This window comes from Rhodoferax sp. ZS1R8, assembly GCF_056521325.1.
On record NZ_JBWMBA010000003.1, the window covers coordinates 62,537 to 75,924 of the forward strand.

Below are 13,388 nucleotides of genomic sequence, written 5' to 3' on the forward strand. Positions count from 1 at the left end.
AGCATTCGATCTCTTTTTGCCTAACCCACAAGTATACAGGAATACCGCAAAACCCTCGGGAAAACCCTTTAACGCGTCGCTATAAGCCCAACGTAGTGGCAGAAAAACCGGGAGAACTCTGCCTACGGCGTTCATCCAACTCTTCCTTCAACAGCACCCTACGCGCAGGTTCGAGGTCGGCAACGCCGGTGCTGCGCACCAAATCCAGGCGCCGCATGCCCCAATAAGGGCTCCACAGGGCGCTGGGCATTTCGCTGGCGTCGATGTTTTTGCACACCCTGGATTCAATGATGTGGTCCCAGGTCTTGCGCCAAGCCACAAATCGCGGCTGGTAGCGCACCACCGAGTCGTAGCTGCGCGCCAGTAGCAGCAAATGGCGCCCGCTGCCGGCCCAAGCATGCAAGGATTCGGACACCGCACGTTCACCCAGCGGCCAGTCTTCAAACGTGGCGTCACTCCACACCATGGACGGCCAGCCTTCCTGAGCGGCGCGGGCCAATGCTGCGCGCACGATATTGGCAAACGCCGTGGGGCCGCTGAACGGCCCTTTCAGTACATCACCCTCGCTTTTGTCGTCATCCGTGTTCGCCATGGATCCACCCCGCTTCCATCCAGTCCAGCACCAGTTCATGCGCCGGCGCACTCAGACGTTTGACGCTAGCTGCGTTCAACGCCCGCTCGTCGGCCAGCATACGCATCATTTGCGCATCGCGGCCCGATGCCAAAAAGCTCTCGCCGTTGATAAACACATGTTTGGCGTCGTAGGCCATGCGCGTGCGACGGTCCAGCACCAGCCCGCCCGACACGCCATCAGCCTCGCCGCCATCGAAGCTGACGTGCCCCTTGGGCTCAGTGAGATATTCACCCAAGACCCGCTGCAAGGCAAGCGGGTCGCGCAGCGCGTCTTCCAGCGCCTTGCGGGCGAATTCAACCAAGGCGGCAGGGATCTCGCCACACTGCGCAAGGGCGGCTTGCTTGGGGTCGGCGTACAAGCCATCGCCCACTGCATCGGCAGCGTCTTCTGCCAGACGCTGCAATAACTCGCCGGCCAACTCACCCCGGCTCGGCGCCCGAAAGCCGATGGAATAGGTCATGCATTCCCCTACCGCTACGCCATCGTGCGCGTAACGGGGCGGAAGATACAGCATATCGCCAGGATCGAGCACGAATTCCATCTCAGGCTCAAAATGGGCCAAGATCTTCAGCGGCATGTCTGGCTGCAGGCTCAGGTCTTTTTGGCGACCGATACGCCAGCGCCGCTGGCCACGGGCTTGCAGCAAAAACACGTCGTAGCTGTCAAAGTGCGGGCCCACCCCGCCGCCGTCGGTAGCGTAGCTGACCATCACATCGTCCAGCCGCGCATCCGGCACAAACCGGAACTGGTTCATCAGCGCGTGGATACGTTCGTCCAGCAGATCTACGCCCTGCACCAGCAGCGTCCAGCCCGGCTGCTTGAACGGGGGTAGTGCCTTGCGACCAAATGGCCCATGCTTGAAGCGCCAGGGTTGCTTCCCACCTGCGCCGGCCTGCACGACCAGGCGCGACTGCACCTCTTCTTGCGCGGCGAGATCGAGCAAATCTGCGCGGTCCAGCGGCGGCGTGAAGCCGGGAATGGCTTGGCGGATGACCAGTGGCTTTTTTTGCCAGTGGCGTTGCATAAAGGTCTTGGGCGCAAGCCCGCCCAGGAGCTGCAGAGGTTCGTCGATGTTCATGGGACAATTCTGCACTATGGAAATCACACCTCAATGCGTCGTTGCCCTTACCTGGACGCTGAAAGACACCTTGGGCGAAGAATTGGACGTTTTGGACGAGCCAGTGGAGTTTTTGGTCGGCGGCAAAGATCTGCTGCCCGTCATCGAAGCAGCCCTGCAAGGCCATAGCGCCGGTGCCAGCGTGCAGTTGCAGATCGAGCCCGAGCAGGCCTTTGGCGACTTCAACGACAAGCTACTGTTCCTGGAACCTCGCCACCTGTTCCCGACCGATCTGCAAGAAGGCCTGACGATGGAGGGCAGCGCACTGCCCCGAGGATGTCACCCCGAAGCCCCCAAGGACGCGCTCTACACCATCACCGACATCTACCCCGACCATGTTGTGCTGGATGGCAACCACCCGCTGGCGGGCATTGCGATCCGCATCAGCATGAAGGTGGAAGCTGTGCGCGAAGCGACAGACGAAGAAATGGAACGCGGCAGCTGCGGAACGGGCTTTTTCAGCCTGCAAGTGGCGCAGATGGACGACGACCCGTCGAACCGCACCCTGCACTAAGTCTATATACCAAATCGGGCTGTAGCCCTCGTGCAACGGGCGTAAGCCGCTACAAATAGCATAGCGGATTTGGTGGCTCTACTGCTTACCGGTAGAACCGTAGCCACCCGCACCGCGCTGGGTTGCCTCAAAAGCGTTGACGATATTGAACTGCGCTTGCACTACCGGCACGATGACCAGTTGGGCAATGCGCTCCATGGGGTTGATCGTAAAGGCTACATCGCTACGGTTCCAGGCGCTGACCATCAGTTGGCCCTGGTAATCGCTGTCTATCAGGCCGACCAGATTGCCCAGCACGATGCCGTGTTTGTGACCCAGGCCCGAGCGCGGCAGTATCAGCGCGGCATAGGCTGGGTCCTGCAGGTAAATAGCCATACCACTGGGCACCAACTGCCAAGCATTGGGCGCCAGTGTCAGCGGTTCGGTCAGGCAGGCACGCAGGTCGAGCCCGGCGCTGCCGGGGGTTGCGTAGGTAGGCATCTGGGCGTGCAGGCGTTCGTCGAGAATTTTGACGTCGATCTTCATTTTTCGGTTTGGGGTTGCAGAGATGAAATGCGGCCGGCAATGTCGGCAATAAGTTGCCGCGCCAGCGTGAGCTTGTCGTTGTGCGGCAGTTCCCGCGTGCCGTTGGCATCCACCAGCAGCAGCGCATTGTCGTCCTTGCCAAATGTCGCAGGGCCAATATTGCCAACCAGTAGCGGCACGCCCTTGCGGATGCGCTTGGCCGTGGCGTGGGCCACCAGATCGTGGCTCTCGGCAGCAAAGCCTACGCAGTACAAAGCGCCGCTTTGTGCGCGCGGCGATTGGGCCACGGTGGCCAGGATGTCGGTGTTCTCGACAAAGGCCAGCGTCGGCGTCTGGCCGGAGCCGTCTTTCTTGATTTTTTGTTCGGACGTCTGTGCCGGCCGCCAGTCTGCCACCGCTGCGGTTGCTATGAAGATGCTAGCGGCTTGCGCGCTCCCCACGCAGGCTGCAAGCATATCGGCCGCAGATTGCACGTCAATGCGGCGCACACCGCGCGGTGTCGGCAGCGACACCGGCCCCGCCACAAGCGTGACCTGGGCGCCGGCTTCGTGTGCCGCGCGGGCTATGGCGAACCCCATCTTGCCGCTGGACCGGTTGGTGATGCCGCGCACGGGGTCTATGGCTTCGAAGGTGGGACCCGCGGTGACCAAGACGTGTTGGCCGGTCAGTGTCTTGGGCTGAAAAAACGCGATGATGTCCGTCAGCAGTTCCTGGGGCTCCAGCATGCGCCCGTCTCCCGTTTCGCCACACGCCTGGAAGCCGCTGCCCACACCGAGAATCGTCGCGCCGTCCGTTGCCAATTGCGCCAGATTGCGCTGGGTGGCAGGGTGGGCCCACATCTCGCGGTTCATCGCCGGCGCCACCAGCAGCGGCACCGTGTCGAGGGGCCGCGCCAGACACATCAGGCTGAGCAAGTCGTCGGCCCGGCCGTGCAGCAGTTTGGCCATGAAGTCGGCGCTGCAGGGAGCTATCAGGATCGCATCGGCCTCACGGCTCAGGTTGATGTGCGCCATGTTGTTGTCGGGGCGCGCGTCCCATTGGGAGTCGTAGACCGGGCGGTTGCTGAGGGCCTGCATGGTCACTGGCGTGATGAACTGGGCGGCTGCTTCGGTCATTACGATTTGGACCGTGGCGCCTTCTTTGATCAGGGCTCGGCACAGTTCGGCGGCCTTGTAGCAGGCGATGCCTCCGGTGAGGCCCAGGACGATGTGTTTTCCGGCTAAATCATTCATCGGTGGCAATGTAGCAGACGCTTTATAGCCTTATTGCCAATTTCCGGCTTCCTCACTTCCCCCACACTCTCCCCCCGCCCTCTCTCGCCCCGCCGGGCGAGAGAGGGAGCCTTAACAGCCATATGTGGCCTTGTTTATAAAGGTGAGGCGTACACGCTCAATGGCCAACACCGGTCGCAACACGACTGCTACACGTTGAACGTGCCACCTTTGAAGACGCGGCCACATATGGCTGTTGGGCTCCCCCTCGCCCGGCGGGGAGAGGGGGCTGGGGGGAGTGGGGGCCGGAAGTTAAAGAGGAAGTTAAGAAGGAAGTTAAGGGAGTTCGCTCCCCGTCCCCCACACGTATAATCTCGCTTTACCACCTCCCTGAGCCTCACAAGCTCCCCCTGACATGACCAAATTTGTCTTCGTCACCGGCGGTGTGGTGTCTTCCCTTGGCAAGGGAATCGCCTCAGCCTCCCTCGCTGCGATACTGGAATCGCGGGGCCTGACAGTCACCCTCATCAAGCTGGACCCCTACCTCAACGTAGACCCTGGCACCATGTCACCGCTGCAACACGGTGAAGTGTTTGTCACCGACGACGGCGCCGAAACCGATCTGGACCTTGGCCACTATGAGCGTTTCATCGAAACGCGCATGCGCAAGGCCAACAATTTCACCACCGGACAGATCTACAAAAGCGTGCTCGACAAGGAACGCCGCGGTGACTACCTGGGTAAGACCGTGCAGGTCATTCCCCATGTCACCAACGAAATCCAGGAATTCGTCAAACGCGGTGCGCGTTTTGGCGAGCCCGATGCGGTGGACGTTGCCATTGTTGAAATTGGCGGCACCGTGGGCGACATCGAGTCCCTGCCGTTCCTGGAAGCTGTGCGCCAGATGAGCCTGAAGCTCGGGCCCAACAACAGCGCCTTTGTGCACCTGAGTTATGTGCCGTGGATTGCTACGGCTGGCGAACTCAAGACCAAGCCGACCCAACACACAGCCAAACAATTGCGCGAAATTGGCATCCAAGCCGATGCCCTGCTGTGTCGTGCCGACCGGCCCATTCCGCACGAAGAACGCCAAAAAATTTCGTTGTTCTCCAATGTGCCCGAGTGGGGTGTGATCAGCATGTGGGATGCCGACACCATTTACAAAGTGCCGCGTATGCTGCACGAGCAAGGTCTGGATGGCCTCATCTGCGACAAGCTGCGCCTGAACACCCCGCCCGCTAATTTGAAACGCTGGGACGACCTGGTCTACGAGACCGAACACCCGCAGGGTGAAGTCACCATCGCCATGGTCGGCAAATATGTGGACCTGAGCGACAGCTACAAATCGCTGAACGAAGCGCTACGCCATGCGGGCATGAAGAACCATGTCAAGGTCAGCATCGACTACATCGACTCCGAAACCATCACACCCGACAGCGTGTCGCGCCTGGCCAAGTTCGACGCGGTGCTGGTACCCGGTGGCTTTGGCAAACGTGGCATTGAAGGCAAGATTTGCGCAGCGCGTTTTGCACGTGAGAACAAGGTGCCCTACCTGGGTATCTGCCTGGGGATGCAAGTGGCCACGATTGAGTTCGCCCGCCATGTGGCAAATCTGAAAGAGGCCAACAGCACCGAATTTGAGCCTGACTGCCCCAATCCTGTCATCGCTTTGATTGCTGAGTGGAAAGATGCGGACGGCACCATCAAAACCCGCAATAAGAATTCAGATCTGGGCGGCACCATGCGCCTGGGCGCGCAGAGCTCGGACGTGGCCAAAGACACGTTGGCCCATGAGATATATGGTGACGTGGTGACCGAACGCCACCGCCACCGCTATGAGGCCAATGTCAATTACCTGGATCAGTTGCGCAACGCAGGCCTGGTAATTTCGGCTCTGACCCAACGTGAGCAATTGACCGAAATGGTGGAGCTGCCCAAAGCCGTTCACCCTTGGTACATCGGCGTACAGTTCCACCCCGAGTTCAAGTCCACCCCCTGGAATGGCCATCCGCTGTTCAATGCCTTCATCAAGGCCGCGTTGGACCACCAGACTGCAGGCAAGAATCTGAAGGCGGTGGCGTAATGGCCGCCGCGCCGGGCCGCCCGAAGCAAGGCCGCGTCCCCTCGGGGGGCAGCGCAGCACACGCCGTGGCAAGCGTGGGGGCACTATGAGACTTTGCGGATTTGACGTTGGACTGGAGCATCGCTTCTTTCTCATCGCCGGCCCCTGCGTTGTGGAATCCGAGCAATTGCAGATGGATACAGCCGGGACGCTGAAGGAAATCACCTCCAGCCTGGGCATTCCCTTCATTTTCAAGAGCAGTTTCGACAAGGCCAATCGCACCAGCGAAACGGCGTACCGTGGTCTGGGAATGGAAAAGGGCCTTGAAATACTTGCGAAGGTCAGGCGCGAGATAGGTGTCCCCGTTCTCACAGACATCCACCGTGAAGACCAGATTGCCCAGGTCGCGCAGGTGGTGGACGTATTGCAAACGCCGGCCCTCCTCTGCCGGCAGACCGACTTCATCCACGCGGTAGCGCTGTCGGGCAAGCCCGTAAACATCAAGAAGGGCCAATTCATGGCCCCTGGTGACATGAAGAACGTCATCGTCAAAGCCCGCGCGGCTGCCAAAGCTGCTGGCCTCTCAGAAGACAACTTCATGGCCTGCGAGCGGGGTGCCAGCTTTGGTTACAACAACCTCGTCAGCGACATGCGTTCACTGGCCATCATGCGCGACACGGGCGCCCCCATCGTGTTTGATGCGACCCATTCGGTGCAATTGCCCGGCGGCCAAGGCACCAGCAGCGGTGGCGTGCGTGAGATGGTTCCTGTGTTGGCGCGTGCCGCCGTCGCTGTTGGAGTCGCGGGTCTGTTTATGGAAACCCACCCCGACCCAGCCAATGCCCTGTGTGATGGCCCCAATGCCGTCCCCCTCAAACACATGAAAGCGCTGCTGGAAACCCTGGTGGCGCTGGACCATGTGACCAAAAAGAATGGCTTTCTGGAGAACCATTTTTCTGCCTGAACTGCATGGTTACCAGCCGAGAACATTCGGTACTGCCGCACGCCTCAACGCACCAAGCCATGCAAAAATCGACTGCAACCGTTTTTTTAACTTAGGAAATAAAGCATGAGTGCCATTGTTGATATCGTAGGTCGCGAAATTCTGGATTCGCGCGGTAACCCCACCGTTGAATGTGACGTTTTGCTGGAATCCGGCACCATGGGCCGCGCTGCTGTGCCGTCTGGTGCATCGACCGGTTCGCGCGAAGCCATTGAGCTGCGCGACGGCGACAAAAAGCGTTACCTGGGCAAGGGCGTGCTCAAGGCGGTGGAACATATCAACACCGAAATCTCCGAGGCCGTGCTGGGCCTCGATGCTTCCGAACAAGCTTTTTTGGACAAGACGTTGATCGACCTGGACGGCACCGAGAACAAGAGCCGCCTGGGCGCCAACGCGATGTTGGCAGTCTCCATGGCTGTGGCCCGCGCCGCTGCCGAAGAATCCGGCCTGCCGCTGTACCGCTACTTTGGCGGCATGGGCCGCATGCAGATGCCCGTGCCCATGATGAACGTCATCAACGGTGGCGAGCACGCCAATAACAACCTGGACATCCAGGAGTTCATGATCATCCCGGTGGGCGCGCCCAGCTTCCGCGAAGCCCTGCGTTATGGCGCCGAGGTGTTCCATGCACTGAAGAAAATCCTGCACGACAAGGGCATCAGCACTGCGGTGGGCGACGAAGGTGGCTTTGCCCCCAACGTGGCCAACCACGAAGCGGCCATCCAGATGATTCTGGAAGCCATTGACAAGGCAGGTTTTGTGGCTGGCGAACAAATCGCACTGGGCCTGGACTGCGCAGCAAGCGAGTTCTACAAGGACGGCAAGTACCACCTGGAAGGCGAAGGCCTGACGTTGAACGCCGAAGAGTGGACCAACATCCTGGCCACCTGGGTCGACAAATACCCCATCATCAGCATCGAAGACGGCATGGCCGAAGGCGACTGGGATGGCTGGAAACTGCTGACCGACCGCCTGGGCAAGAAGGTGCAGATCGTCGGTGATGACCTGTTCGTCACCAACACCAAGATTTTGAAGGAAGGCATTGACAAGGGCATTGCCAATTCCATCCTGATCAAGATCAACCAAATCGGAACGCTGACCGAAACCTTCGAAGCCATCGAGATGGCCAAGCGTGCCGGTTACACCGCCGTTATCAGCCACCGTTCGGGCGAGACCGAAGACTCCACGATTGCCGACATCGCCGTGGGCATGAATGCGGGCCAGATCAAGACCGGTTCGCTAAGCCGCTCGGACCGCATGGCCAAATACAACCAGTTGTTGCGCATAGAAGAAGACTTGGGTGATGTGGCCAGCTACCCTGGCCGCGCTGCGTTCTATAACTTGCGCTAAGAAATGGCCCCCACGGTCGCCCACTGCGTGTGGCTCCCTGCCCCCCGAGGGGGCCGCATTTGGCAAAACCCCAAGTCCACGCCTTGGGGCGGCCCGGCGGCGAAACCTTCCGTTTAGATGGGCAAGCGCATTGTTCCTGCAGCCTTGATCGCCTTGCTGGTGATCTTGCACGGCCAGTTGTGGTTCGGCAGGGGGAGTGTGCCCAATGTTTCGCGGCTGGTGCGGCAGTTGGACGAGCAGCAGCAAAACAATGCCAAGGCCGCACGGGCCAACGAGCGTGTGGCAGCAGAAATACATGACCTGCGCGAAGGCCTCGAAATTGTCGAGGAAAAGGCACGCTCGGAGCTGGGCATGGTCAAGGCCAACGAAATCTTTGTGCAGATTGCCAAGTGATGTGCGGCAAGTAGTGGCCCACCTTAATAACACCCTCTGCTTATGATGATTGCTGTGGTGGGTGCGCCCTGCACCGGCAAGACCACGCTCGTACAGGCATTGCGTGTCGCTCTGCAGGCAGATGCCAGTATGGCGGAATGCTGGGTCACAGAAAAAGACGCGTCTGATCAGCACCACAACTTCGATCTGACACTGCTGATGGGTGCGGATCTGTCCGGCAGCACCGGTTCTGCGGTACTGGCATCTGACGCTCAACTGCGGCAAATGCTGAGCCAACAAGGCAAAGCTTACTCCGTGGTTTATGGCACGGGTCAAGCCCGCACCGATTGCGCGCTACAGGCCATTACCTACCACCGCAAGCAATCCGCGTCGCGGCCCAGGCGCGCCCCCTCCGACTGGCAATGGTGCTGCGACAACTGCTCTGATGCAGCGTGCGAGTACCGCCTGTTCACAGCGTTGGTTGGCCAGCAGCAGCCAGCGTCAGTGGGGCCCTGATCCGCCGGGCAGTTGCTGCTCCGGTGCGGTAAACAGCTGCGCTGCGTCCACCGGGTCAAAACGGTATTGCACGCCGCAAAATTCGCACGCCACCTCGACATCGGCGCGCTCGCTCAAAATACTTTCGGCCTCTTCACGACCCAGGCTCACAATCATGCGGCCCACGCGTTCGCGGCTGCACGAGCAGGCGAAACGCGGCGCTGTGGCGCCCTCCAGCGGCTCAAAGCGGGTGATGGATTCCTCCCAAAACAGGCGGTGCAGTATGGTGTCCACGTCCAGCGTCAACAGCTCCTCGCGCTTCAGGCTGCTGGCCAACATGGCGATGCGGTTGTAGTGCTCGTTCAGGCCAATCTGGTCTTCGTTTTCCTTGCTGACCATGCTGCCCGACAGGTTGTCCGTGCCTTGCATGGGCAGACGCTGGATCAGCAGGCCGGCCGCAACTTCGCCATTGGCCGCCAGCACCAGCGTGGTGTCCAGCTGCTCGCTCTGCAGCATGTAGTGCTCCAGCACCGCGCTGATCTTCTCGATCTTGTGGCGTCGGTCGTCAAACAGCGGCACCACGCCCTGGTAGGGCTGCTGCCCCGGGAATTTGTTCGTGGGGTCCAGCGTGATGGCGCAGCGGCCTTCGTTGCCCGCATTGACCATCTGGCTGAGCGTGGCGGCATCGTCCACGTCACCGACGACGGTTGCGGTTGCACGCAGCGCAAGGTCGGGCTGCACCTCGACCACCGCCAGCTTGACCGGCCCATCACCAAAGATTTGCAGCACCAGCGAGCCGTCAAACTTGATATTGGCCTGCATCAGTGCCGCGGCGGCCGTCATCTCGCCCAGCATGTCGCGCACCGGTGCAGCATAAGCACCGGTGTTGCTGTTGGACGCACGCCGGCGCAGGATTTCGGTCCAGGTGTCGGTCAGGCGCACCACCATGCCCCGTACGGGCAAACCATCAAACAAAAACTTATGCAATTCAGACACGCAAAACTCCCATGTTCAAGCAATCTTGTGCAGCCCGCGCTGGAATCGCTTGGCATTTTCAATATAGTGGACGGCGCTCATCTTCAGCGCGTCGCGCTGGGTTTCGCTGAGTTCGCGGATGGCCTTGGCCGGGCTGCCGATGATCATGGAGCCATCGGGAAATTCCTTGCCCTCAGTGACCAGGGCACCCGCGCCGACGATGCAACCCGCACCGATCTTGGCGCCATTGAGCACCACCGCGCCGATGCCGATCAATGAGCCATTACCGATCGTGCAGCCGTGCAGCATGACCTGGTGGCCCACGGTCACGTTCTCGCCAATGGTCAAGGGCATGCCTACATCGGCGTGCAGCACGCTGCCATCCTGGATGTTGGACCCGCGGCCAATGCGGATGACCTCGGTGTCGCCGCGGATGACCGCGCCAAACCAGATGCTGGTGTCTTCGGCCAGTTCCACATTGCCCATGACCTGGGCGCTGTCCGCCACCCAGGCGGTTTCAGCGAGACGGGGGGCGACAGAGTCAAGTTCGTAAATAGCCATACATTCCTGCGCGGTTGGGGGCAGCTTCTTACCTAGAATTGTAAGTATGGAACTTCGACAGCGCGCCCTTGCGGTTTTTTGCATCGCCGACCCCAACGAAAAGGCAGCCGCCACAGTCGAGCTGGCGCTGGGTACCCGCCCCGGTTCGCTGGATTGCGCGCTGCAGCTCAGCCACGACGGCCAACCTCTCGTTTTTGAAAATCTACGGCGCAGCAAGCGTTCGCACTCGACGCGGCCTGAAAGAATTTGATGCCTTCCATCCGCCATTTAGCCCTTCAAATTGTCTTGGAAAGTGATCCTGACAAAAAGGCAGCACTGGCTGGCCAACTCGACACGAGCAGCCCTGTCGAGCCAGATACGGTGATTACCGAAATGGATGGCATCCCCGGTAGACCCGCTCGACCGGAGCTTTTCGCAAAACTTCAATTTAAAAAACAATCTCTGACCACCACTGAAGGCCGCGGCATACTCATCCACTCATTGGCTCATATCGAACTGAACGCAATTGATCTCGCTGCCGATATTGTTTGGCGATTTCATGGCATGCCGGACAGCTTCTATCGTCAATGGATACAAGTCGCTCAAGAAGAGGCCCTGCACTTTGAACTGCTGCGCGATCACCTTCGATTATTGGGGTATCAATACGGCGACTTTCCTGCTCACAATGGTTTGTGGGAAATGGCAGAGCGAACAAAGCATGATGTACTTGCTCGACTAGCGTTAGTGCCAAGAACCCTCGAAGCGCGTGGGCTGGATGCTTCACCACCGGTAAAGGCGAAACTGGTGAGTGCAGGCGATCATCGAGCCGGTGAAATTCTCGACATCATCCTTCGGGATGAAATTGGTCACGTTGCCGTGGGAAATCATTGGTATCGCTACCTGTGCGGTCTGCGGAACTTGGACCCCATGGCAACCTACCAAATGATGGCTGAAAAGTACTCCGCACCGAAGCCAAGAGGCCCATTCAATCTGGAAGCCCGTCGTGCCGCTGGATTCGATGATGCAGAACTGCAGGCACTGTTAGTCAACTAGCGCAAGGACTTTCTCGCTCACCGCGCAAGCTGCTCGACCAGCGCCTCGAGTTCGTCCAGCTCGAAGGGCTTCCGCAGCGGATGAGCGGTAGGGCCTAGCGACTCGGCGACGCCCCTCAAGTTATGCCCGGAGCAGATGATCACCGGCAGCCTCGGGTTCTGGCGAAGGGCTTCACGCGCCACGTCAAGCCCCGAGCTGTCGGGCAGGTTGATGTCGGTCATCAGCAAGTTCACATTCTGCTCGCGCAGCGCCGCGCGCGCGCCGGCGCCGTCAGCCACACACACGATCCGGCGCTCGTCAGTGGCGAGCAACTCGGCGACCGACTCACGGATGTAGTCGTTGTCTTCGACGTAGAGGATGACGAAAGGGTTGGGGGTCATGGCTATAGGGCGGCTATTTGGCTTCTGATGACCAGGGGAAGTTGATATAGTTTTCGCGCGTATCGAAGCAGATATTGCCGTACATCTTCAGATAAGACGCGCGCCGCGACGGATCGGCATACACCGCGCCGGGGTTGGCCGTATCGCGTTCATAGTCCGCTATGTTGCTGCTGGTGAGCGCCTTCGGCAGAATATCCATCGCCTGTGGGATGGATTTTCCGTCCAGCCAATCAGCGGCCTGCTGGCCCATCGCATAACCGAATATCGATGAAGCAAGGCTGATGCTCGCCTTGTAGGGGCTGTCACCTTTTTTGATTTCGACGACCGCTTCCTGCTCGCCGTCGATACCGCCCAGGAATTGGTCCGCCCGTGCCTTGCCCGCTTCGCGCAGTGCCGCCAGTGCTCCCAGCACCACCGTGTCCGCGCCAAGCACCACATCGATATTCGGTTGCGCCAGCAGGACCGTCTTCATCGTGCGATACCCGCCATCTTTGTCGACCGTGGCGGGCGATATGTCGGCCACAATCGTCACGCCCGGCAGGGCGCGCAGGGTATCGCGCATGGCGGTAAAACGCGGCGCCAGGAACTGGATGCTGTCATGCGTCAGCAGCACAACCTTGGCCTTTCCGCCGAGCCGGGTGCGAATGTAATTTGCCGCCGCTTCCGCCAAAACTTTGCCGGTCAGATATTGGGGCGCGTTCAGCACCGTGGTCGCCGGCGGCGGCACGATGGCACCCACATAGGCGCCCGCGACTATGACTTTCTTCAAAGCCGGTGCCAGGGACAACGGATCAATCGGCGCGACCACAATCGCGCCCGTTTTATCGGTCGCCATGCCGCCCACCTGTTTGATCATCAGCGCAGGATCGTTATTGGACAAGGCAACGCTGTAGCCGAGTCCCCGCGCCCGCGCTGCGGCCTCCAGCCCGCGTCCCGCGCCTTGCATGAATTCGCGCCCGTTGTCCTGCACGAATACCAGCGTTTTCTGCAAACCCGTTGGCGCTCTGCAGGAAGCCCGTGCCGCATCGTAAGCGGGTAACTTGACCGGCACTGTCAGCCCCTCGCCGCCCGCGGCAAACGAAGTGCCGCTGAAACATGCAACTGAAAAACACGCAAGTGAAGCAATCGCAGACAGCCGAAATTTCATCGCAGATCCC

Annotated in this window: 16 protein-coding genes; 8 read left to right on the plus strand and 8 right to left on the minus strand. The window is 59.9% G+C overall.

The features are described from left to right. Positions 1-79: 79 nt before the first annotated feature. Together AC097P_RS11175 and AC097P_RS11180 are read right to left on the minus strand one after the other, a co-directional pair. The gene (locus AC097P_RS11175; RefSeq protein WP_479610495.1) at positions 80-592 is read right to left on the minus strand and encodes a hypothetical protein; all 513 of its coding nucleotides are present in this window, start codon (positions 590-592) and stop codon (positions 80-82) included. After that, the gene (locus AC097P_RS11180) at positions 576-1,712 is read right to left on the minus strand and encodes a JmjC domain-containing protein (protein WP_479610496.1); all 1,137 of its coding nucleotides are present in this window, start codon (positions 1,710-1,712) and stop codon (positions 576-578) included. The genes AC097P_RS11175 and AC097P_RS11180 overlap by 17 nt, the downstream gene beginning before the upstream one ends. A gap of 16 nt (positions 1,713-1,728) precedes the next feature. Between AC097P_RS11180 and AC097P_RS11185 the strand changes: the two genes are divergently transcribed. Beyond that, entirely contained in the window at positions 1,729-2,265 is a 537-nt protein-coding gene (locus tag AC097P_RS11185) for an FKBP-type peptidyl-prolyl cis-trans isomerase (protein WP_479610497.1), read from the plus strand. A 78-nt stretch (positions 2,266-2,343) separates the two neighbouring features. Here AC097P_RS11185 and dut read toward each other — a convergent pair whose 3' ends face one another. Next, a complete protein-coding gene (gene dut, locus AC097P_RS11190) occupies positions 2,344-2,790 on the minus strand; it encodes a dUTP diphosphatase (RefSeq protein WP_479610498.1) in 447 nt (148 codons plus the stop codon). Further along, positions 2,787-4,022, minus strand: coding sequence for a bifunctional phosphopantothenoylcysteine decarboxylase/phosphopantothenate--cysteine ligase CoaBC (gene coaBC / locus AC097P_RS11195; protein ID WP_479610499.1), 1,236 nt, complete (start codon positions 4,020-4,022; stop codon positions 2,787-2,789). The genes dut and coaBC overlap by 4 nt, the downstream gene beginning before the upstream one ends. 394 nt (positions 4,023-4,416) lie before the next feature. On the opposite strand from coaBC, the gene AC097P_RS11200 reads away from it, so the two are divergent. From AC097P_RS11200 to AC097P_RS11220, 5 genes are all read left to right on the plus strand, one after another. Then, complete coding sequence (locus AC097P_RS11200) at positions 4,417-6,084, plus strand: CTP synthase (RefSeq protein WP_479610500.1); 1,668 nt, start codon at positions 4,417-4,419, stop codon at positions 6,082-6,084. Between the two features lie 85 nt (positions 6,085-6,169). Beyond that, a complete protein-coding gene (gene kdsA / locus AC097P_RS11205) occupies positions 6,170-7,027 on the plus strand; it encodes a 3-deoxy-8-phosphooctulonate synthase (protein ID WP_479610501.1) in 858 nt (285 codons plus the stop codon). Positions 7,028-7,132: 105 nt separating this feature from the next. Continuing rightward, entirely contained in the window at positions 7,133-8,416 is a 1,284-nt protein-coding gene (gene eno, locus AC097P_RS11210; RefSeq protein ID WP_479610502.1) for a phosphopyruvate hydratase, read from the plus strand. Positions 8,417-8,533: 117 nt separating this feature from the next. Beyond that, positions 8,534-8,809, plus strand: a complete 276-nt coding sequence (locus AC097P_RS11215) for a septum formation initiator family protein (RefSeq protein ID WP_479610503.1) — start codon at positions 8,534-8,536, stop codon at positions 8,807-8,809. Between the two features lie 42 nt (positions 8,810-8,851). Further along, complete coding sequence (locus AC097P_RS11220; protein WP_479610504.1) at positions 8,852-9,304, plus strand: hypothetical protein; 453 nt, start codon at positions 8,852-8,854, stop codon at positions 9,302-9,304. Here AC097P_RS11220 and hslO read toward each other — a convergent pair. Beyond that, positions 9,290-10,279, minus strand: a complete 990-nt coding sequence (gene hslO, locus AC097P_RS11225; RefSeq protein WP_479610505.1) for an Hsp33 family molecular chaperone HslO — start codon at positions 10,277-10,279, stop codon at positions 9,290-9,292. The genes AC097P_RS11220 and hslO overlap by 15 nt on opposite strands. Positions 10,280-10,294: 15 nt before the next feature. Further along, on the minus strand, positions 10,295-10,819 hold the full coding sequence (locus tag AC097P_RS11230; RefSeq protein WP_479610506.1) for a gamma carbonic anhydrase family protein: 525 nt from the start codon (positions 10,817-10,819) through the stop codon (positions 10,295-10,297). A 46-nt stretch (positions 10,820-10,865) separates the two neighbouring features. On the opposite strand from AC097P_RS11230, the gene AC097P_RS11235 reads away from it, so the two are divergent. Then, positions 10,866-11,069, plus strand: coding sequence for a hypothetical protein (locus AC097P_RS11235; RefSeq protein WP_479610507.1), 204 nt, complete (start codon positions 10,866-10,868; stop codon positions 11,067-11,069). Further along, the gene (locus tag AC097P_RS11240) at positions 11,069-11,851 is read left to right on the plus strand and encodes a ferritin-like domain-containing protein (RefSeq protein WP_479610508.1); all 783 of its coding nucleotides are present in this window, start codon (positions 11,069-11,071) and stop codon (positions 11,849-11,851) included. The genes AC097P_RS11235 and AC097P_RS11240 overlap by 1 nt, the downstream gene beginning before the upstream one ends. Before the next feature lie 17 nt (positions 11,852-11,868). Here the strand turns inward: AC097P_RS11240 and AC097P_RS11245 are convergent, their stop codons facing one another. Together AC097P_RS11245 and AC097P_RS11250 are read right to left on the minus strand one after the other, a co-directional pair. Beyond that, a complete protein-coding gene (locus AC097P_RS11245; RefSeq protein ID WP_479610509.1) occupies positions 11,869-12,231 on the minus strand; it encodes a response regulator in 363 nt (120 codons plus the stop codon). A gap of 13 nt (positions 12,232-12,244) precedes the next feature. Then, positions 12,245-13,378 carry a sugar ABC transporter substrate-binding protein gene (locus tag AC097P_RS11250; protein WP_479610510.1) on the minus strand — a complete coding sequence of 378 codons (1,134 nt, stop codon included), beginning with the start codon at positions 13,376-13,378 and terminating at the stop codon, positions 12,245-12,247. Between the last annotated feature and the right edge of the window lie 10 nt (positions 13,379-13,388).

What these genes read in the sequence shown, in the direction of transcription:
- AC097P_RS11200 (WP_479610500.1), top strand. Translation starts at nt 4,417, where the DNA reads ATGACCAAATTTGTCTTCGTCACCGGCGGTGTGGTGTCTTCCCTTGGC.
- AC097P_RS11185 (WP_479610497.1), top strand. Translation starts at nt 1,729, where the DNA reads ATGGAAATCACACCTCAATGCGTCGTTGCCCTTACCTGGACGCTGAAA.
- eno (WP_479610502.1), top strand. Translation starts at nt 7,133, where the DNA reads ATGAGTGCCATTGTTGATATCGTAGGTCGCGAAATTCTGGATTCGCGC.
- kdsA (WP_479610501.1), top strand. Translation starts at nt 6,170, where the DNA reads ATGAGACTTTGCGGATTTGACGTTGGACTGGAGCATCGCTTCTTTCTC.
- AC097P_RS11240 (WP_479610508.1), top strand. Translation starts at nt 11,069, where the DNA reads ATGCCTTCCATCCGCCATTTAGCCCTTCAAATTGTCTTGGAAAGTGAT.
- AC097P_RS11245 (WP_479610509.1), bottom strand. Translation starts at nt 12,231, where the DNA reads ATGACCCCCAACCCTTTCGTCATCCTCTACGTCGAAGACAACGACTAC.
- AC097P_RS11180 (WP_479610496.1), bottom strand. Translation starts at nt 1,712, where the DNA reads ATGAACATCGACGAACCTCTGCAGCTCCTGGGCGGGCTTGCGCCCAAG.
- AC097P_RS11230 (WP_479610506.1), bottom strand. Translation starts at nt 10,819, where the DNA reads ATGGCTATTTACGAACTTGACTCTGTCGCCCCCCGTCTCGCTGAAACC.
- dut (WP_479610498.1), bottom strand. Translation starts at nt 2,790, where the DNA reads ATGAAGATCGACGTCAAAATTCTCGACGAACGCCTGCACGCCCAGATG.
- AC097P_RS11250 (WP_479610510.1), bottom strand. Translation starts at nt 13,378, where the DNA reads ATGAAATTTCGGCTGTCTGCGATTGCTTCACTTGCGTGTTTTTCAGTT.
- AC097P_RS11220 (WP_479610504.1), top strand. Translation starts at nt 8,852, where the DNA reads ATGATGATTGCTGTGGTGGGTGCGCCCTGCACCGGCAAGACCACGCTC.
- AC097P_RS11235 (WP_479610507.1), top strand. Translation starts at nt 10,866, where the DNA reads ATGGAACTTCGACAGCGCGCCCTTGCGGTTTTTTGCATCGCCGACCCC.
- AC097P_RS11215 (WP_479610503.1), top strand. Translation starts at nt 8,534, where the DNA reads ATGGGCAAGCGCATTGTTCCTGCAGCCTTGATCGCCTTGCTGGTGATC.
- coaBC (WP_479610499.1), bottom strand. Translation starts at nt 4,022, where the DNA reads ATGAATGATTTAGCCGGAAAACACATCGTCCTGGGCCTCACCGGAGGC.
- AC097P_RS11175 (WP_479610495.1), bottom strand. Translation starts at nt 592, where the DNA reads ATGGCGAACACGGATGACGACAAAAGCGAGGGTGATGTACTGAAAGGG.